The sequence below is a fragment of the Pseudoxanthomonas sp. genome, assembly GCF_027498035.1.
Lineage (GTDB): Bacteria > Pseudomonadota > Gammaproteobacteria > Xanthomonadales > Xanthomonadaceae > Pseudoxanthomonas_A.
Window position 1 is genome coordinate 158,584 of sequence record NZ_CP114978.1, and the last position, 14,501, is coordinate 173,084.

Genomic DNA, 14,501 nt, shown 5'->3' on the forward strand with positions numbered 1-14,501 from the left:
TGGTGTCATGAGCCCACCTCATCAATGCGAGGTGGCGGAACGGTCAGGGTGCCGTGTCGTGGCGCAGCGCGTTGATCACCACTTTCAGCGCACTCGAAGACTGCCGGCGGCTGGGGTAGTAGGCGTAATAGCCTTCGAACACCTCGCACCAGTCCTCCAGCACGCGCTGCAGGCGGCCTTCTCGCACATGGTCGATCAGCATCGTGTCGGGCAGGAACGCCAGGCCGCCGCCCGCCAGCGCCGCCCGCAGGATTGCGTCGCTGCCGTTGAAGGTCCATTGCCCGTCCACGCGCACCTTCACTTCCTCGCCGTCCTTGTCGAAATCCCACTGCAGCAGGCCGCCGTGGGTGGGCAGGCGCAGGCCGATGCAGTTGTGCTGGGCCAGGTCGCCCGGATGCAGGGGAATCGCGTGCTGGGTGAAGTAATCCGGCACGGCGACCACGGCCATGCGCTGTGGCGGGCTGATCGGCACGGCGATCATGTCCTTGGCAATGGCGCCGCCCAGGCGGATGCCGATGTCGTAGCGCTGGGCCACGATGTCGGCCAGGCCGTAATCCACGGTCAGTTCGACCTTCAGGTCCGGGTACTCGGGCAGGACCTTGGACAGCTTCGGCCAGATGTAGTGATTGGCGGCGTGGCCGGCGGTGGTGATGCGCACCGTGCCGGCAGGACGGTCGCGGTATTCGGTGATGGCCGACAGCTCTGATTCGATTTCCTCGAAACGCGGCGCGAGCGTGTCGAACAATCGCTCGCCGGCCTCGGTCATCGACACGCTGCGGGTGGTGCGGGTCAGCAGGCGGATGCCCAGCCGCGCCTCCAGTGCCCGCACCGTGTGGCTCAGCGCCGATTGCGACAGGCCCAGCTGGGCGGCGGCGCGGGTGAAGCTGCCTTCGCGCGCCACGGTCACGAACACCATCAGATCGTTGAAATTCTCGCGGGCCATGATGAACGGACCAGATCACTGCATGACATTCATGCGCCGTCATCATGATTGACCGCTGCAGCGCCTTCAATGGCGGGCGCTGGGCGATTCATGAGCCGCGCTTCTAGGACCATGCGACCGGCACCGGCTAGTGGTGCCCGCGGCCCGCGCCTAGATTGGTCATATCCAATCGCACCGGGAGTCTCCCCATGAACCTGCTTGCCATGTCGCTGACCATGATGGCCGCCACTGCACCGGCCGACAGCACGCCCGTTACGGTCACCCGTGCCGGATCGGCTGATTCGATGGCCGGCTCGGCCGATTACTTCACCGGCAAGGTCCGCGTGGATGCGCCGTTCCAGGGCACCGGCGAAGCGCGCGTGGGCGGCGCCACCGTCACCTTCGAACCCGGCGCCCGCACCGCCTGGCATACCCATCCGCTCGGCCAGACCCTGATCGTTACCAGCGGCGTGGGCTGCGTGCAGGAGTGGGGCAAGCCGATCCAGGAGATCCGCGCGGGCGACACCGTGTGGATTCCCGCCGGGGTCAAGCACTGGCACGGTGCCAGGGAGAAGGTGGCCATGAGCCACATCGCCATTGCCGAATCACAGAATGGTTCGCCGGTCACCTGGCTGGAGCAGGTCTCCGACGCCCAGTACCGCGGTCAGTGACCGCAGAAACCCAACAGGAGCTCGTCATGTCTAATTCCATCGAAGGCAAGGTCGTGGTCATCACCGGCGCGAGTAGCGGCCTGGGTGAAGCCACCGCGCGGATGCTGGCCACGCAAGGCGCAGCCGTCGTGCTGGGTGCGCGCCGCGCCGAACGCATCCAGGCCCTGGCCGCGGAACTGGTCGCCGCTGGCGGCAAGGCCATCGCCGTGACCACCGACGTCACCGATGCCGCACAAGTGCAGCGGTTGGTGGACCGCGCCATCGAGGTCCACGGCCAGGTTGATGTGCTCATCAACAACGCCGGCCTGATGCCGCAGTCGCTGCTGGAGCGTCTGAAGATCGAAGACTGGGACCGCACCATCGACGTCAACATCAAGGGCGTGCTGTACGGCATCGCCGCGGTGTTGCCGCACATGCAGCAGCGCAAGTCTGGCCAGATCATCAACGTGTCGTCGGTGGCCGGGCACAAGGTGCGCGCCGGTGGCGCGGTGTATGCGGCGACCAAGCATGCGGTGCGGGTGATCTCCGAAGGCCTGCGCCAGGAGGTCAAGCCCTACAACATCCGTACCACGGTGATTTCGCCCGGCGCGGTCGATACCGAACTGCCCGACAGCGCGACCGAAGCCGACGTGCGCGAGAACATGCGCAAGTACTACGCAGACGTCGCGATCCCCGCCGATGCGTTCGCCCGCGCGGTGGTATTCGCGATGCAGCAGCCCGAAGACGTGGACATCAACGAGATCCTGTTCCGCCCGACCCGCCAGGAATACTGAGGACGTCCGGTGCGCGCCTAGAGCTCGATGATGCCGCGGCGCAGGCCGACGGTGACGGCGTGGGTGCGGTCGCGGGCGTTGAGCTTGCGCAGGATGCTTTTCATGTGCGCCTTGACCGTGTCTTCGCTGATGCCCATCAGCGCGGCGATGGCCTTGTTCGAATTGCCGCCGGACACCAGCCCCAGCACTTCGGCTTCGCGCGGGGAGAGTGCATCGTCGAGCACATGCGCGGCGACATCGGCGGCGATTTCCTGTGGCAGGCGCTTGCGCCACAGGCGGTCGAAGCGGATCTCGCGGATGGTTTCGATCAGTTCGCGCCGCAGCACGCTCTTCAGCAGGTACGCGCAGGCGCCGGCTTCCAGGGCCTTGACCGCCTGTACGTCGCCCTTGTACGTGGTCAGCACGACGATGCGTGCGGACGGGTCGAATCTGCAGATGCGGGCGATGGCTTCGATGCCGCCCATGCGCGGCATCTGCAGGTCCATCAGCACGATGTCCGGCTGCAGTTCGCGATAGCGCGCCACGGCCTGTTCGCCGTCGTCGACTTCGCCGACCACCTGCATGTCGGGCTGGGTCTGGATGATGGCGACCAGGCCGTCGCGCACCAGCGGATGGTCGTCCACCACCAGGATGCGGGTCGGCGGCTGCAAGCTGTCCTGGCTCATGGGGTGGTGCCTGCCAAATGCAGGCGCAGACGCTGCAGGCCGAGCTGCCAGGCCGGATAGCGATAGGCGGCGCGTGCCGGCATGCGCACCTGCAGTTCGGTGCCGGCGCCGGGGCGCGACCAGATCTGCAGTTCCGCATTGATCCGTTGCGCGCGTTCGCGCATGCCGGGCAGGCCCCAGTGGCCGTCGATGCCCTGGCCCTGCAGCACGGCGTCGGAGATGCCGCGTCCGTCGTCGCGCACATGCAGGCGGAATTCGCGCAGGCCGTAGCTGATCTGGATTTCGATTTCCTGCGCCATCGCATGGCGGAATGCGTTGGCCAGCGCTTCGCGGCCGAGCTGCAGCAGCTCGTCGTGGACCAGTGGCTTGAGCGCGGTGACCCGGCCTTCGACCAGGGCGCGCAGGGCGACGCCTTCGGACTGCGGATATTCGTCGCGGACCTGCATCAGGGCCACGGCCAGGTCGGTGTCGTGGGCGGTGTTGCGCAGGCCGCGGACGCGGTCGCGCGCTTCGGTCAAGGCATGTTCGGCAAGATCCATCGCTTTCTCGAGTTGGGTGCGGACCGGGCTGGCGTCGGCCATGCCCAGGGTCATCGCGTGCAGGCGCAGGATCAGGCCCTGCATGCCCTGCAGCAGGGTGTCATGGAGTTCGCGCGCGATGCGCTCGCGCTCGTCGTGGCGTTCCTGCAGGCGCCCTTTCAGGCGCAGGAACAGCAGGTGCGCGCGCCAGCGCATCAGCATCCAGATCCCCAGCAGCACGCACACCGCGCACAACACCTTGAACCACAGCGTCTGGTGGAAGGCGGGCGCGATGGTGAAGGTCAGCGTGGCCGGCGCCAGGCTCCACACGCCGTCGTTGTTGGCGGCGCTGACTTCAAACACGTACTGGCCCGGAGACAGGTTGGTGTAGAACGCCTCGCGTCGTGGGCCGGCATCGCGCCAGTTCTCATCCACGGCTTTGAGTCGATAGCGGAAGTGCATGCGGTCCGGTTCGGCCAGGCTGGTGGCGGTGTAGGTGATCTGGACGCGGCGCGTGCCTTGCTCCAGCCTTGGATTGTCGGACAGCGCGACGGCGACATCGTTGCCACTGAGCGTGCGGATGAACACCTGCGGCGGCAGCAGGTTGCGCCGCATCGCATCCGGGTCGATCCAGGCCAGGCCCTGGTTGGTCGAGAACCACAGCAGGCCATCGGACGCGGCCAGGGCGGTCGGCACCATGCTGGCCTGTTCGGCGATGCCGGGCAGTCCATCGAGCGTGTTGAACAGCTCGACCGGCACCGAAGGCGTGCCCGGCCACATCGTCTCGGTCAGCGCCTTGCGATTGACCTTGACCACGCCCTGGTTGCCGTTCAACCACAGCTCGCCGTGGCGGTCCTGCGCAATGCCGGTCACGCCGGTGAGCAGGCTGGAGCGTTCCGGTGGCAGGGTATGGAACCGGCCATCGGGCGCCATCATCGCGATGCCCATTTCACCGGCGATCAGTGGCGGCCCGCCGTCGACCAGCAGCGCCGTGATGTGGCCGACGTTGAGGCCATCGCCTGGCCCATAGGTGTGCAGTGTGCCGTGATCCAGCAGCCGTAGCGTGCTGGAGGGATAGCCGAACCAGCTGCGCCCGCTGCGGTCGTGCGCAATGACCGTGGCGCCCTGGCGGGGCAGGCGGGGATCGCGTGTCCAGTGGCCGTCGCGGGTCACGAACACGCCCAGCTGGTCCACCGACAGCCATAGCTGTCCGCTGGCATCGACCGCCATCGCGCTCTGCTGGCGGATCTCGCTGCCTGCAGGCGGGGCGATCACCCTGGCCATGCCGTCGTGGAATCGCCAGACGCCGCCATCGCCGGCCCACCACGCGTCGGTCTTCGGCGTAGGCAGCTGTTGCGTGCTGCCGTCGATGGCGCGTTGCAGGTCGTTGCGGTTGCCCGACAGCGCGTGGCCGCTGTGGATGAGCAGGGTGTTGCCTTGCGCATCGGCCATCACCGAGGCGCGCGCGGATGTATCGGGCAGCAGTTCGGCGATGGTCATGACGTTGCGGTGGCGCAGTCGGTTGAGGCCCAGGTTGGTGCCGATCCAGAAGCTGCCTTCGCGGTCCTGCAGGATCGCGCCGGCCATGTCCGCAGTCAGGCCATCGGCGCGGCCCAGCCGCTCGGCCATGCCGCTGTGTCGGGCCAATGCCTGCGCGCCGATGCGGAAGATGCCGCGTTCGTCGTAGTCGGTACCCCACAGGCTGCCATCGCGCGCGAACATCAAACGGCGCGCCTTGATCCTGGGCTGCAGCGGCTGGACCGCTGCTGCCGGCAGCAGCTGCCCGGCGGTGTCGGTGATGGCGCGCGTGCCCTGGGCCGGATCGGACAGCCACACGCGGCCATCGGGGCTTTCGGCCATGACCGGCATGTCGTGGGTGGGCACGTCGGTGGCAATGAAACGCGTGCCGTGCGCGGGCAGGTAGAACAGCTGGCGCGAAGTGGCCACCCACATCCGCCCCTGGCGGTCGCGCAGCAGCCATTGCGCATCGGCCGCGGTGAAGCCCTCGTTCGCGCTCGCGGCGATCCAGCGCTGGCCATTGAAATGGGCCAAGCCGTGATCGGTCGCCACCCACAGGCGCTGGTCCGCATCGCGGACGAAGCCGAACACCATGCCGCCTGGTACGCCCTGGGCCTGGCCATAGTTGTCCAGGGCATCGGGCTGCACGCGGGTGACGCCGGCGTTGTAGTAGCCGATCCACAGCGTGCCGTCGGGTTCGACCTGCAGCGCGGTCATGTTGTTGGACGCGAACTGGGTGCCGCGTGGCGGCGCACGGCGCTCGAAGCGTTGTCCATCGAAGCGGTACAGGCCAAACCCGGTGGCCAGCCATAGATAACCGTCGGCCGACTGGCGCATGGCCCAGATGTCGGCAGGCGCGCCGGCCGCGGTGGTCCAGGGCGTCTGCTGGTATTGGTTCAAGCCATCGGGCAGTGCTGCCTGCGCAGGCAGCACCCACAGCCACAGCAGCCAGATCAGGCACAGCAGTGGATGGTTGGCGCGCGGCCTGGCGGAGGGGAATGGTGGGGTGCCGCTGGACATGCGGTGATTCTCGACGATGGCGAGTTGCGGCCCATCACCCCGAATGGGGGTGTCGTCTGCCCACCCGATATGGTTATGCGGCAATTGCCGAATGATCTTAGCCTGCGTGGGTGCAGCGCCTCTACGCCATGTTCCCCGATGGACGGCCCGGTTTCGGGCTGGTGCTGCTCAGGATGTATCTCGTCCTGACCCTGCTGGGCACGTTCGGCGATGCGCCGGGCATCGGCATCGGCGTGGGGCTTGGCCTGCTGACGGCGGGGTTGCTGCTGGGCCTGCTGGTGCAGGTGCTGGCCGCGGTGTTCGCGATGGGCAGCCTGTGGTGTGCCGCGCAGTTGGGCGTGCCATGGGCGCAGGCGTTGCCGGTGCTGCTGGTGTCGCTGGCGGTGCTGTGCCTGGGGCCGGGTGCGTATTCGCTGGATGCGCAGTTGTTCGGTCGCCGCATCGTCACCGAACGTCGTCCGCCGCCCTGAGTCGATCACCCGAACGGGTAGACCGGCGCTGGCACCATCTGGGGTAGGGCGCTGCGTGCCGGACTTGCAACATATGCGTGGGGGGACACATGGCCGGCGCGTTGCGTGTTGCGCCCGGTCACCATTGGAGAAGCCTCACCATGACGACTTCGCTTGCGTCGATTCCGTTGATCTCGCTGTTGCCGTATTTCGTGACGGTCGAGGCGCCTGCCGTCGCGACGCCCGCGACGATCACCGGACTGGCGCCGTGGCAGGCGCGCAGTGTCGTCCGCACGATGCTGGAGCAGCTGGCCGCGAGGATTTCCACCACGGCGCTGGCCAGGGAGTGCGGCCTGTCGCGCGGGCATTTCTCGCGCGCATTCAAACAGACCTTCGGCCTGCCGCCGCACAGCTGGCGACAGCAGCAGCGCATCGCGCGGGCCAAGTCGATGCTGCTGGACAGCCGGCATTGCCTGGCCGATATCGCCGCGGACTGCGGCTTCAGCGACCAGGCGCACTTCACCCGTGCGTTCAAGGCCGACACCGGCTGCACGCCGATGGCCTGGCGCCGGCAGGGCTTGTCCGCCCGCTGAGGTGCGCGGCGCGCGCGGTGGCAACGCCGTGCGCTGGAATGCGTGCGGTGAGCGCGAAGGCCAATACTGGGTTGCATGCGGCCCCTCGCGTGCGGAAGTCGACATGCAGACAAGCTGATCGTCGCGCGGATGCGTCTGTCTTCCGGGTTGAAGCTCTGGTCACAAAGCAGCGCCCCGCATGGCAGGGCCAGTGCGGGGCGCGGGTGTCACGAGTTCGTCTTGCCGGTCTTCGACAACGCCGCCACGGTTGCCCGGGGCGGCGTTGCTGCATCAGCTTTTCAGGAAGGCCAGCAGGTCGGCATTGAGCTGGTCGGCGTGGGTTGCGGCCAGGCCATGCGGCGCGTCCTTGTAGATCTTCAGCGTGGCGTTTTTGACGATCTTGGCCGACAGCTTGCCCGAGTCATCGATCGGCACGATCTGGTCGGCGTCGCCGTGGATGACCAGGGTCGGCACGTCGATCTTCTTCAGGTCCTCGGTGTAATCCACTTCGGAGAATTCCTTCACGCACAGGTACTGGCCCAGCACGCTGCCGGTCATGCCCTGCGCCCAGAACGCATCGCGCATGCCCTGCGAGGCCTTGGAGTCGGGGCGGTTGGCGCCGAAGAACGGGCCGGACAGGTCCTTGTAGAACTGCGAGCGATCCTTGGCCACGCCTTCGCGGATGCCGTCGAACACCGACAGCGGCAGGCCGCCGGGATTGGCTTCGGTCTTGAGCATGATCGGCGGTACCGCGCCGACCAGCACGGCCTTGGCCACGCGCTTAGTGCCATGGCGGCCGATGTAATGCGCCACTTCGCCGCCGCCGGTGGAGTGGCCGACCAGCATCGCGTCCTTCAGGTCCAGGTGCTCGATCACCGCGGCCAGGTCATCGGCGTAGGTGTCCATGTCATTGCCGGTCGCGGTCTGGCTGGAACGGCCGTGGCCACGGCGGTCGTGGGCGATGACGCGGTAGCCCTGCTGGACCAGGAACAGCATCTGCGGGTCCCAGGCATCACCGTTGAGCGGCCAGCCATGGGAGAACACCACGGGCGTGCCGGTGCCCCAGTCCTTGTAGAAAATCTCGGCGCCATCTTTGGTTTTGACGGTCGGCATTGCGGTATCTCCAGAGTGGGAGGTGGGGAAGGGTGTCCTGGCCTGCGCAGCCAGGGGAAGAGCGGCCATGGCCGCCATCGCCGCACCGGTGGCAAGCACCTGGCGGCGGGTGAGGGGGATGGCGGAAAACGGAGCGTGGGACATCGGCATCGTCCTGATGGAGCGGGTCTCGGATATGCCGCCGCACTGCGCACGCCGCTTCCAAGGGACACGGCAATGCACGCGGAGGCAGGCCAGCAAACTAGCCCCGCGCGGGCGCGGCGTCTTGGATGTTTGTGATCACCAGGCGATGCGCGTCACCTGGCCCGGACCGTTGCCCGCAACCGGTGCCGTCGGATCAGGCGTTCTTCGCGCGCTGCTGGGGCGCCGCACGCATCGGCGCGGCGAACGTGCTGCGCATGAATTCGGCGAACGCGCGCACCGCCAGCGATGGCTGGCGATGGCCGGGATAGACCGTGTACACGCCAGAGATCGGCGGGCGGTACGCATCCAGCACGGTGACCAGGCGGCCATCCTGCAAGGCGTCGCCGACGATGAAGGTCGGCAGCTGGGTGATGCCCAGGCCGGCGCAGGCGGCATCGCGCACCACCTCGCCGTTGTTGGCACACAGGCGTCCATTGATCGCGACCAGCTTCGGCTTGCCCTGCGCGGCGAAGGTCCATTCGACATGCCGGCGATGTCCGTAGGGCAGGCAGTCGTGCTGCGGCAGGTCTTCGGGACGCGCGGGTTCGCCGCGACGGGCCAGGTACTCCGGGCTGCAGCAGGTCACCAGTTCCATGTGCGACACGCGCAGGCCGATCAGGCTGGAGTCGGGCAGCACGCCGATGCGCACGCCGGCATCGAAGCCTTCGCCGATCAGGTCGACCGTGCGGTCGTTGAGCTCCAGTTCCAGGTTCACTTCCGGATAGGCGGCCAGGAAGCGCGGGATCACCGGGCTCAGGTGCATGGTGCCGAAGGTCATCGGCGCGCTGATCCGCAGGCGCCCGCGCGGCATCGCGTTCTGGCGGGCGATGGCCTGCTCGATGCCGTCCACCTCGTGCACCACGCGGGTGGCCTGCTCGTAATACATCTGGCCAACCTCGGTGGTGCGCAGGGTGCGGGTGGTGCGGATCAGCAGCTGCACGCCCAGCCGTGATTCCAGCGCCATCAGCCGCTTGCTGACGAACTGCTTGGACAGCCCCAGCTTGTCCGCGGCCTGGGTGAAGCTGCCCGAATCCACGGTCTGGACGAACAGGCGCATGTCCTCGAGTTGATTCATTGTCATTCCGATGGCGACGATGTTTCGCATCGTAGGCGATTTATCGACCAGTTTGGCGACAGTAACGTACGCCCCATGGTGATCGACCGGTCACCGCCGCTCACCGGGGCATCCCGGCCCCGCACAGGAGATCGCACATGTTCGACATCACTCAGGCCAACACCCGCGGCGTCGCCAACCATGGCTGGCTCAAGTCCCGCCATACCTTTTCGTTCGGCAGCTACTTCAACCCGAACCAGGTCGGCTTTTCGGACCTGCGCGTCATCAACGATGACCGGGTCGATGCGGGCGAAGGTTTCGGTGCCCATCCGCACCGCGACATGGAGATCTTCTCCTACGTGCTGGAAGGCGCGCTGGCGCACAAGGACTCGATGGGCACCGGCTCGGTGATCCGCCCGGGCGACGTGCAGATGATGAGCGCCGGCAGCGGCGTGTCGCATAGCGAGTTCAACGGCTCGCAGGACGAGGCGGTGCATTTCCTGCAGATCTGGATCGTGCCCAACGAGCGCAATGCCGAACCGCGTTACCAGGAGCGCAACTTCAGCGATGCCGAAAAGCGTGGCCAGCTGCGCCTGATCATCTCGCCCGACGGTGCGCAGGAATCGCTGCAGGTGCGTCAGGACGTGCGGGTCTACGCCGGCCTGTTCGACGGCGATGCCACGGCGACCTTCGACATGGCCGCCCAGCGCTACGCCTACGTGCACGTGGCACGCGGCGAGGTTGAGCTCAATGGCAAGCTGCTGCGCGAAGGCGACGGCGTGCGGGTGCGCGAGTCGCAGGCGCTGACGTTCGCCAACGGCAAGGACAGTGAAGTGCTGCTGTTCGACCTGCGCCCGTTCGAACTGCCGGGCATGCAGTAAGCAGGGCAGGGCATGCGCGATGCGCGCGTGCCTTGATGGCCGGCGATGTCGATGCGCCGGTGGCTGCTTCATCCAGCCCGATGGGCTGGGTGAGGGCTTGATCGACCACCTCCGATGCAGTCGGTGGCGGCTTGCAGCGGGCTCACCGCGATAGCCCGTGATGCCGGCGCGTTGATCCGGTCAACGCACGCGATGAGCGCCGTTTTCCCGCCGGACGGTGCGCGCCAAGCGCAGCGCTTTTGATGCAAGCGCGCCGATCCCGGTTGCGCGGAAGTCCCTTTCTTTCTTCCAGCTGCGCAGCGATGCGTGGCGACGTACGGGAGCACGACATGCCACAGCCTGGCGGGTTGACGCATTCCGATGGATCGCCTGATCCGGCGCCGCAAGGATCGGTTGGGGGCATGCCGCCCGCGTTCGCATCCCCGGGCCTGCAGTTGCGGCTGTTCGTGGACCAGGTGATGGTCGCGCTGCAGATCCAGCTGCTGCAGGCGCAGGCCGATGCACAGCGGCCGTCCGCCAAGGGCGTGCTGCCGCCCTGGCAGTTGCAGCGGGCCAGGGACATGCTGGTCGCGGGTGTGCAGGGCGGCATCTCGGTGGCCGAGGTGGCGGCGCACTGCGGGCTGTCGCGCGGCTACTTCTGCCAGGCGTTCAAGCGCAGCACCGGCTGCACGCCGCATCGCTGGCTGCAGGATGTCCGGGTCACGCAGGCCAAGGCGCTGCTGCTGGGCACCATGCCGATCATCGAGATCGCCAGTCGCTGCGGCTTCGCCGACCAGAGCCATCTGACCCGCGTGTTCGGCCGGGTGGTCGGCATGCCGCCGGCGCGCTGGCGTGCGCTCAACAAGTGAGCGCACGGGGGCGTCATTCTTCGCGGAAGGCCTTGCCGCTGGCCATGTAGAACGCGGTCCGTCCGGCGATCAACAGCACCACCAACGAGGCCGAAGCCAGCGCGAACACCGCAATCGCCCGCGCGTAGCCGGACGGTTGCGCGTGCGCATAGGCCAGCGTCGCACCGGCCCAGCCATCGACCGGGAAGGTCATCGCCCACCAGCTCATGAAGAACGGCCCATGCGACACGTGCCGCAGCAAGGTGACCAGCAGGATGGCGATGAACAGCGCCAGGCTGTAGAGGATGTGCGCCAGCGGCCCGGCAAAGCCGCCGGTGAAGGCCAGGTACGCCGAGAGCCCGATCGAAGGCGGTGCCAGCAGGATGAACAGCGTCGGCACGCTGCGCACGCTCATCGCCGGGACGAACAGCACCCGGTGCAGCACGATGCTGAAGAACATCAGCCAGAACACCAGGCCGACCGAAAAGAAGAACCAGCTGATCTCCACGTGGCCCAGCGGCACCCCGCCGACCGGCACCAGGATGTTGCCGACGATGGGGATGAACCATGCAGGCGTCAGCACGCTTTCGTCCTGTGCGTGGGTGATCCAGCGCCGGATCAGCGTCACCGCCAGCAGCAGGTGCAGCACCGCGCCAAACCACCACAGGCCCTGCGCAAGCTCGACCGAATAGACGCGCGTGCCGATGCTCAGCACGATGGCGGCCACCGAAGTGGCCGGGAAGAAGCTGGAGCGCACCGGGTGGGCGAACTCCGCGACCACGGCCTTGAAATGGAACCCCAGCTTGGCCAGGTGCGCGATTGCCAGCAGAGCGAAGACGATCAGTGCCAGCGCCAGCAGCAGCTGGCTGATGACCAGCGGCGCACCGAACACGGCGTGGGCCAGTGCCCAGGCATTGCCCAGGCCACCGACGCCCATGACGATGGCGAACATCGCAATCGACAGGCGCGCCAGGAGCGGCTGTTCCAGCGTGGGTTGCGGCGTGGCCGCGGTCGTGGATTCGGGCATCACCATGTGAACTTCAATTCGCCTCCGGCGTAGTGACTGTCGCTGCCGCCCGCATCGCGGATGACGCTGCCCGCCTGGTACTGGACCAGTTCGATGGCGGCACCGAGATTCGGGTTGATCTTCCAGTCCGTGCGCAGCTGCGCGTAGGCACCGGTCCAGCGCCCGCCGATGCCCGCGGTGCCGGCCAATGGCACGTCCGGTTGCACGTACACCGCATCGGCCGTGCTCTGCCGCCACAGCAGGCCGACCGCGGCGGTGACCGTCAGGCGTTCGCTGGGGTGGATGGTCAACGCCGGCTTGATGTGCAGCAGGTTGCTGTAGCCGGTGTAGCCGGCCAGCGAGAAGTAATAGCCGTTGGGGAACAGCGGGTTGAAGGTTTCCAGGCGGCCATCACCGGGCTTGCGGTCGCCGGAGGCCGCATCGACCTGCAGGCCGATGCGTGGCGACAGCGCGGCACCCTTCAAGGTGTAGCCGATGCGCCCGCCCATGCCCCAGGCCTGCACCGGCACGCCGCCAACGTGGCCGCGCTGGCCCATCGCTTCAAGGTCCCAGTCCAGCGCGCCCTGCACGCCGGCGAAGCGCGCATCCAGGATGTCGCGGCGCTCGTCGCCGACCGCATCCAGGTAGGTGCTGTCGTCCAGTTCGTAACGCGCGTAGTACAGCGACAGCTCGTCGGTGCCCAGTACCTGCCGTTCCACGCGCAGGGTGTCGAAGGCGAAATGCCGATTGGAGGTGTCGTCGAACTCCGACCCGGCCGAATACTGCACCGGCTGGCTGACGAAACCGATCCAGCGCCACGGGCCGTGTTCGTAATTGGCCCACACCGCATCGAAGGACTGGCGCACGTTCGGCCCGTCGCGCAGCGAGACGAAACGCTGTAGGTCGAAAGCGAATTCCTGCCGGCCCACGCGCACCTTCAGCTCGCCGCCGGCCAGTGGCGTGGTGTAGGCGACGAAGGCCATGCGCAGGTCCAGCGGATTGCGGTCGGCCGGTCCGATCGTCGTCTTCTCGAATGCGCGCACATCTTCAAGCTGGGTGAACACCTGCCAGTGGCTGCCGATGCGCAGGTCGGCATGCACCTGCAGGCGTTGCAGCAGATAGCTGTCGTCATCGCGGCCCACGCCGAAGGCCGAGGCGTGGTTGGATTCGATGCGCTCGCGCAGGATCGCGCCCAGCGACAGGTACGCATCCGGCCCCAGCGCGATGGCCTTCAGGCGGTCGAACGGCTGGGTGCGTGCGGCCGGGTCCAGTAGCGGCGACCAGTCTTCCTGCCAGCGGTTGGATTTCAACGCGGGCCGGGCGGTGCCGCTGTCGGCGGCCTGCTGTGCCCACGCGCAGGCGGGCAGGCACAGCAGGGCCAGCAGCGGTGTCAGGCGCAGGGACATCCGCGGTCAGGACTGCGTGGCGGCGTGGATCTCGGCGATGTAACCGCCGGGGAATTGCAGCACGGCCGAACGACGCGTCCTGGTCGTCACTTCCGGCACCAGCACCTGTACGCCGGCCGCCTTGGCCCTGGCCAGGGTCGCGTCCAGGTCCTTGACCGCATAGCCGGTCATCTCGTGGCCGTACGGCCAGGGCAGGTGGCCATCGGTGACCAGCACCTGCATCTCACCGAAGCCGGAGTGCAGCGCGATGCTGCGGAAAGTGTCGCGGGGGCGACCGATCAGCGCGCCATCGGCGTTGCGGTCGTCGTGTTCGACCGTGCCGTGGGCGAAGCTCACGAAGGCCTTGACGAAGGCATCGGCGCGGTCGCGCGACACATACACGCGGTTCTCCGGCACGGTTTCCAGCGGCGCATAGTGCGGCGCGGTGTCGTGCCAGTACAGCTGCATGTTCACGCCGCCCGGCCAGGCGATGACCGCATCCAGGCCGATCGGGTCCTTGAACGGCTCCACCAGCACTTCGGCCCCGGCCGCGCGTGCGGCCTTGATTGCCTGCGCCATGTCGGTGACCAGGTAGCCGGTGCGCTCATCGCCGAACGGCGCCGGCACCGGCGTCTTGAAACCGAACAACGACACCGTGCCGGCCGGCGTCTGCACCAGCTGCGAGGTCGTGCTGCTCGGCGTCGGGGTGACGGTCGCAACCACCTGGTGCGTGCTCTGGCCGCCGAAGGTGGCGGTGAAGCTGCGCACGAAGGCGTCCACGTCGCCCGGTGCGACATAGACGTGGGTGGTGTCGTACTGCGGGCCGACCGATACCGATGGCGTGGTCGCCGGCTGCTTGGCGAAGGCGGGCGTGCCGGCGCCGAACAGCAGGACGGCGGAAATGCAGAGGGACAGTGTCAGGCGCATGGGGATTCCTTGGAGAA

14 protein-coding genes are annotated in these 14,501 nt (G+C 67.5%); 6 read left to right on the forward strand and 8 right to left on the reverse strand.

The window, feature by feature from the left end; all coding sequences use genetic code 11:
• Positions 1-43: 43 nt before the first annotated feature.
• Positions 44-943: a LysR family transcriptional regulator gene (locus tag O8I58_RS00735; RefSeq protein ID WP_298319842.1), complete on the reverse strand. Its 900-nt coding sequence runs from the start codon at positions 941-943 to the stop codon at positions 44-46.
• A gap of 188 nt (positions 944-1,131) precedes the next feature.
• Between O8I58_RS00735 and O8I58_RS00740 the strand changes: the two genes are divergently transcribed.
• Both O8I58_RS00740 and O8I58_RS00745 read left to right on the forward strand, forming a co-directional pair.
• On the forward strand, positions 1,132-1,593 hold the full coding sequence (locus O8I58_RS00740; RefSeq protein ID WP_298319844.1) for a (R)-mandelonitrile lyase: 462 nt from the start codon (positions 1,132-1,134) through the stop codon (positions 1,591-1,593).
• 26 nt (positions 1,594-1,619) lie between these two features.
• A complete protein-coding gene (locus O8I58_RS00745; RefSeq protein ID WP_298319846.1) occupies positions 1,620-2,366 on the forward strand; it encodes an SDR family oxidoreductase in 747 nt (248 codons plus the stop codon).
• A gap of 17 nt (positions 2,367-2,383) precedes the next feature.
• Here the strand turns inward: O8I58_RS00745 and O8I58_RS00750 are convergent, their stop codons facing one another.
• Complete coding sequence (locus tag O8I58_RS00750; protein ID WP_298319847.1) at positions 2,384-3,031, reverse strand: response regulator transcription factor; 648 nt, start codon at positions 3,029-3,031, stop codon at positions 2,384-2,386.
• Positions 3,028-6,087 carry a sensor histidine kinase gene (locus O8I58_RS00755; RefSeq protein ID WP_298319848.1) on the reverse strand — a complete coding sequence of 1,020 codons (3,060 nt, stop codon included), beginning with the start codon at positions 6,085-6,087 and terminating at the stop codon, positions 3,028-3,030. The genes O8I58_RS00750 and O8I58_RS00755 overlap by 4 nt, the downstream gene beginning before the upstream one ends.
• Before the next feature lie 110 nt (positions 6,088-6,197).
• Here O8I58_RS00755 and O8I58_RS00760 point away from each other — a divergent pair, with 110 nt between their 5' ends.
• Together O8I58_RS00760 and O8I58_RS00765 are read left to right on the forward strand one after the other, a co-directional pair.
• Positions 6,198-6,557 (forward strand): hypothetical protein, encoded by a 360-nt coding sequence (locus tag O8I58_RS00760; protein WP_298319850.1) that lies wholly within the window; start codon positions 6,198-6,200, stop codon positions 6,555-6,557.
• 140 nt (positions 6,558-6,697) lie between these two features.
• Complete coding sequence (locus O8I58_RS00765) at positions 6,698-7,129, forward strand: helix-turn-helix domain-containing protein (RefSeq protein ID WP_298319852.1); 432 nt, start codon at positions 6,698-6,700, stop codon at positions 7,127-7,129.
• 270 nt (positions 7,130-7,399) lie between these two features.
• On the opposite strand, the gene O8I58_RS00770 is transcribed toward O8I58_RS00765, so the two are convergent.
• Together O8I58_RS00770 and O8I58_RS00775 are read right to left on the reverse strand one after the other, a co-directional pair.
• Positions 7,400-8,221, reverse strand: coding sequence for an alpha/beta fold hydrolase (locus O8I58_RS00770; RefSeq protein WP_298322605.1), 822 nt, complete (start codon positions 8,219-8,221; stop codon positions 7,400-7,402).
• Positions 8,222-8,558: 337 nt separating this feature from the next.
• Complete coding sequence (locus O8I58_RS00775) at positions 8,559-9,479, reverse strand: LysR family transcriptional regulator (RefSeq protein WP_298319854.1); 921 nt, start codon at positions 9,477-9,479, stop codon at positions 8,559-8,561.
• 137 nt (positions 9,480-9,616) lie between these two features.
• On the opposite strand from O8I58_RS00775, the gene O8I58_RS00780 reads away from it, so the two are divergent.
• Positions 9,617-10,339 (forward strand): pirin family protein, encoded by a 723-nt coding sequence (locus tag O8I58_RS00780; protein ID WP_298319856.1) that lies wholly within the window; start codon positions 9,617-9,619, stop codon positions 10,337-10,339.
• 401 nt (positions 10,340-10,740) lie between these two features.
• Entirely contained in the window at positions 10,741-11,187 is a 447-nt protein-coding gene (locus O8I58_RS00785) for a helix-turn-helix domain-containing protein (protein WP_298319858.1), read from the forward strand.
• Between the two features lie 13 nt (positions 11,188-11,200).
• Here O8I58_RS00785 and O8I58_RS00790 read toward each other — a convergent pair whose 3' ends face one another.
• From O8I58_RS00790 to O8I58_RS00800, 3 genes are read right to left on the reverse strand one after another with little or no spacing between them, the layout of a single operon-like run.
• A complete protein-coding gene (locus tag O8I58_RS00790; RefSeq protein ID WP_298319860.1) occupies positions 11,201-12,199 on the reverse strand; it encodes an SLAC1 anion channel family protein in 999 nt (332 codons plus the stop codon).
• The gene (locus O8I58_RS00795; RefSeq protein WP_298319861.1) at positions 12,193-13,578 is read right to left on the reverse strand and encodes an alginate export family protein; all 1,386 of its coding nucleotides are present in this window, start codon (positions 13,576-13,578) and stop codon (positions 12,193-12,195) included. Before O8I58_RS00795 ends, O8I58_RS00790 begins: the two co-directional genes overlap by 7 nt.
• Before the next feature lie 6 nt (positions 13,579-13,584).
• Complete coding sequence (locus O8I58_RS00800; protein ID WP_298319863.1) at positions 13,585-14,484, reverse strand: VOC family protein; 900 nt, start codon at positions 14,482-14,484, stop codon at positions 13,585-13,587.
• Positions 14,485-14,501: the final 17 nt, after the last annotated feature.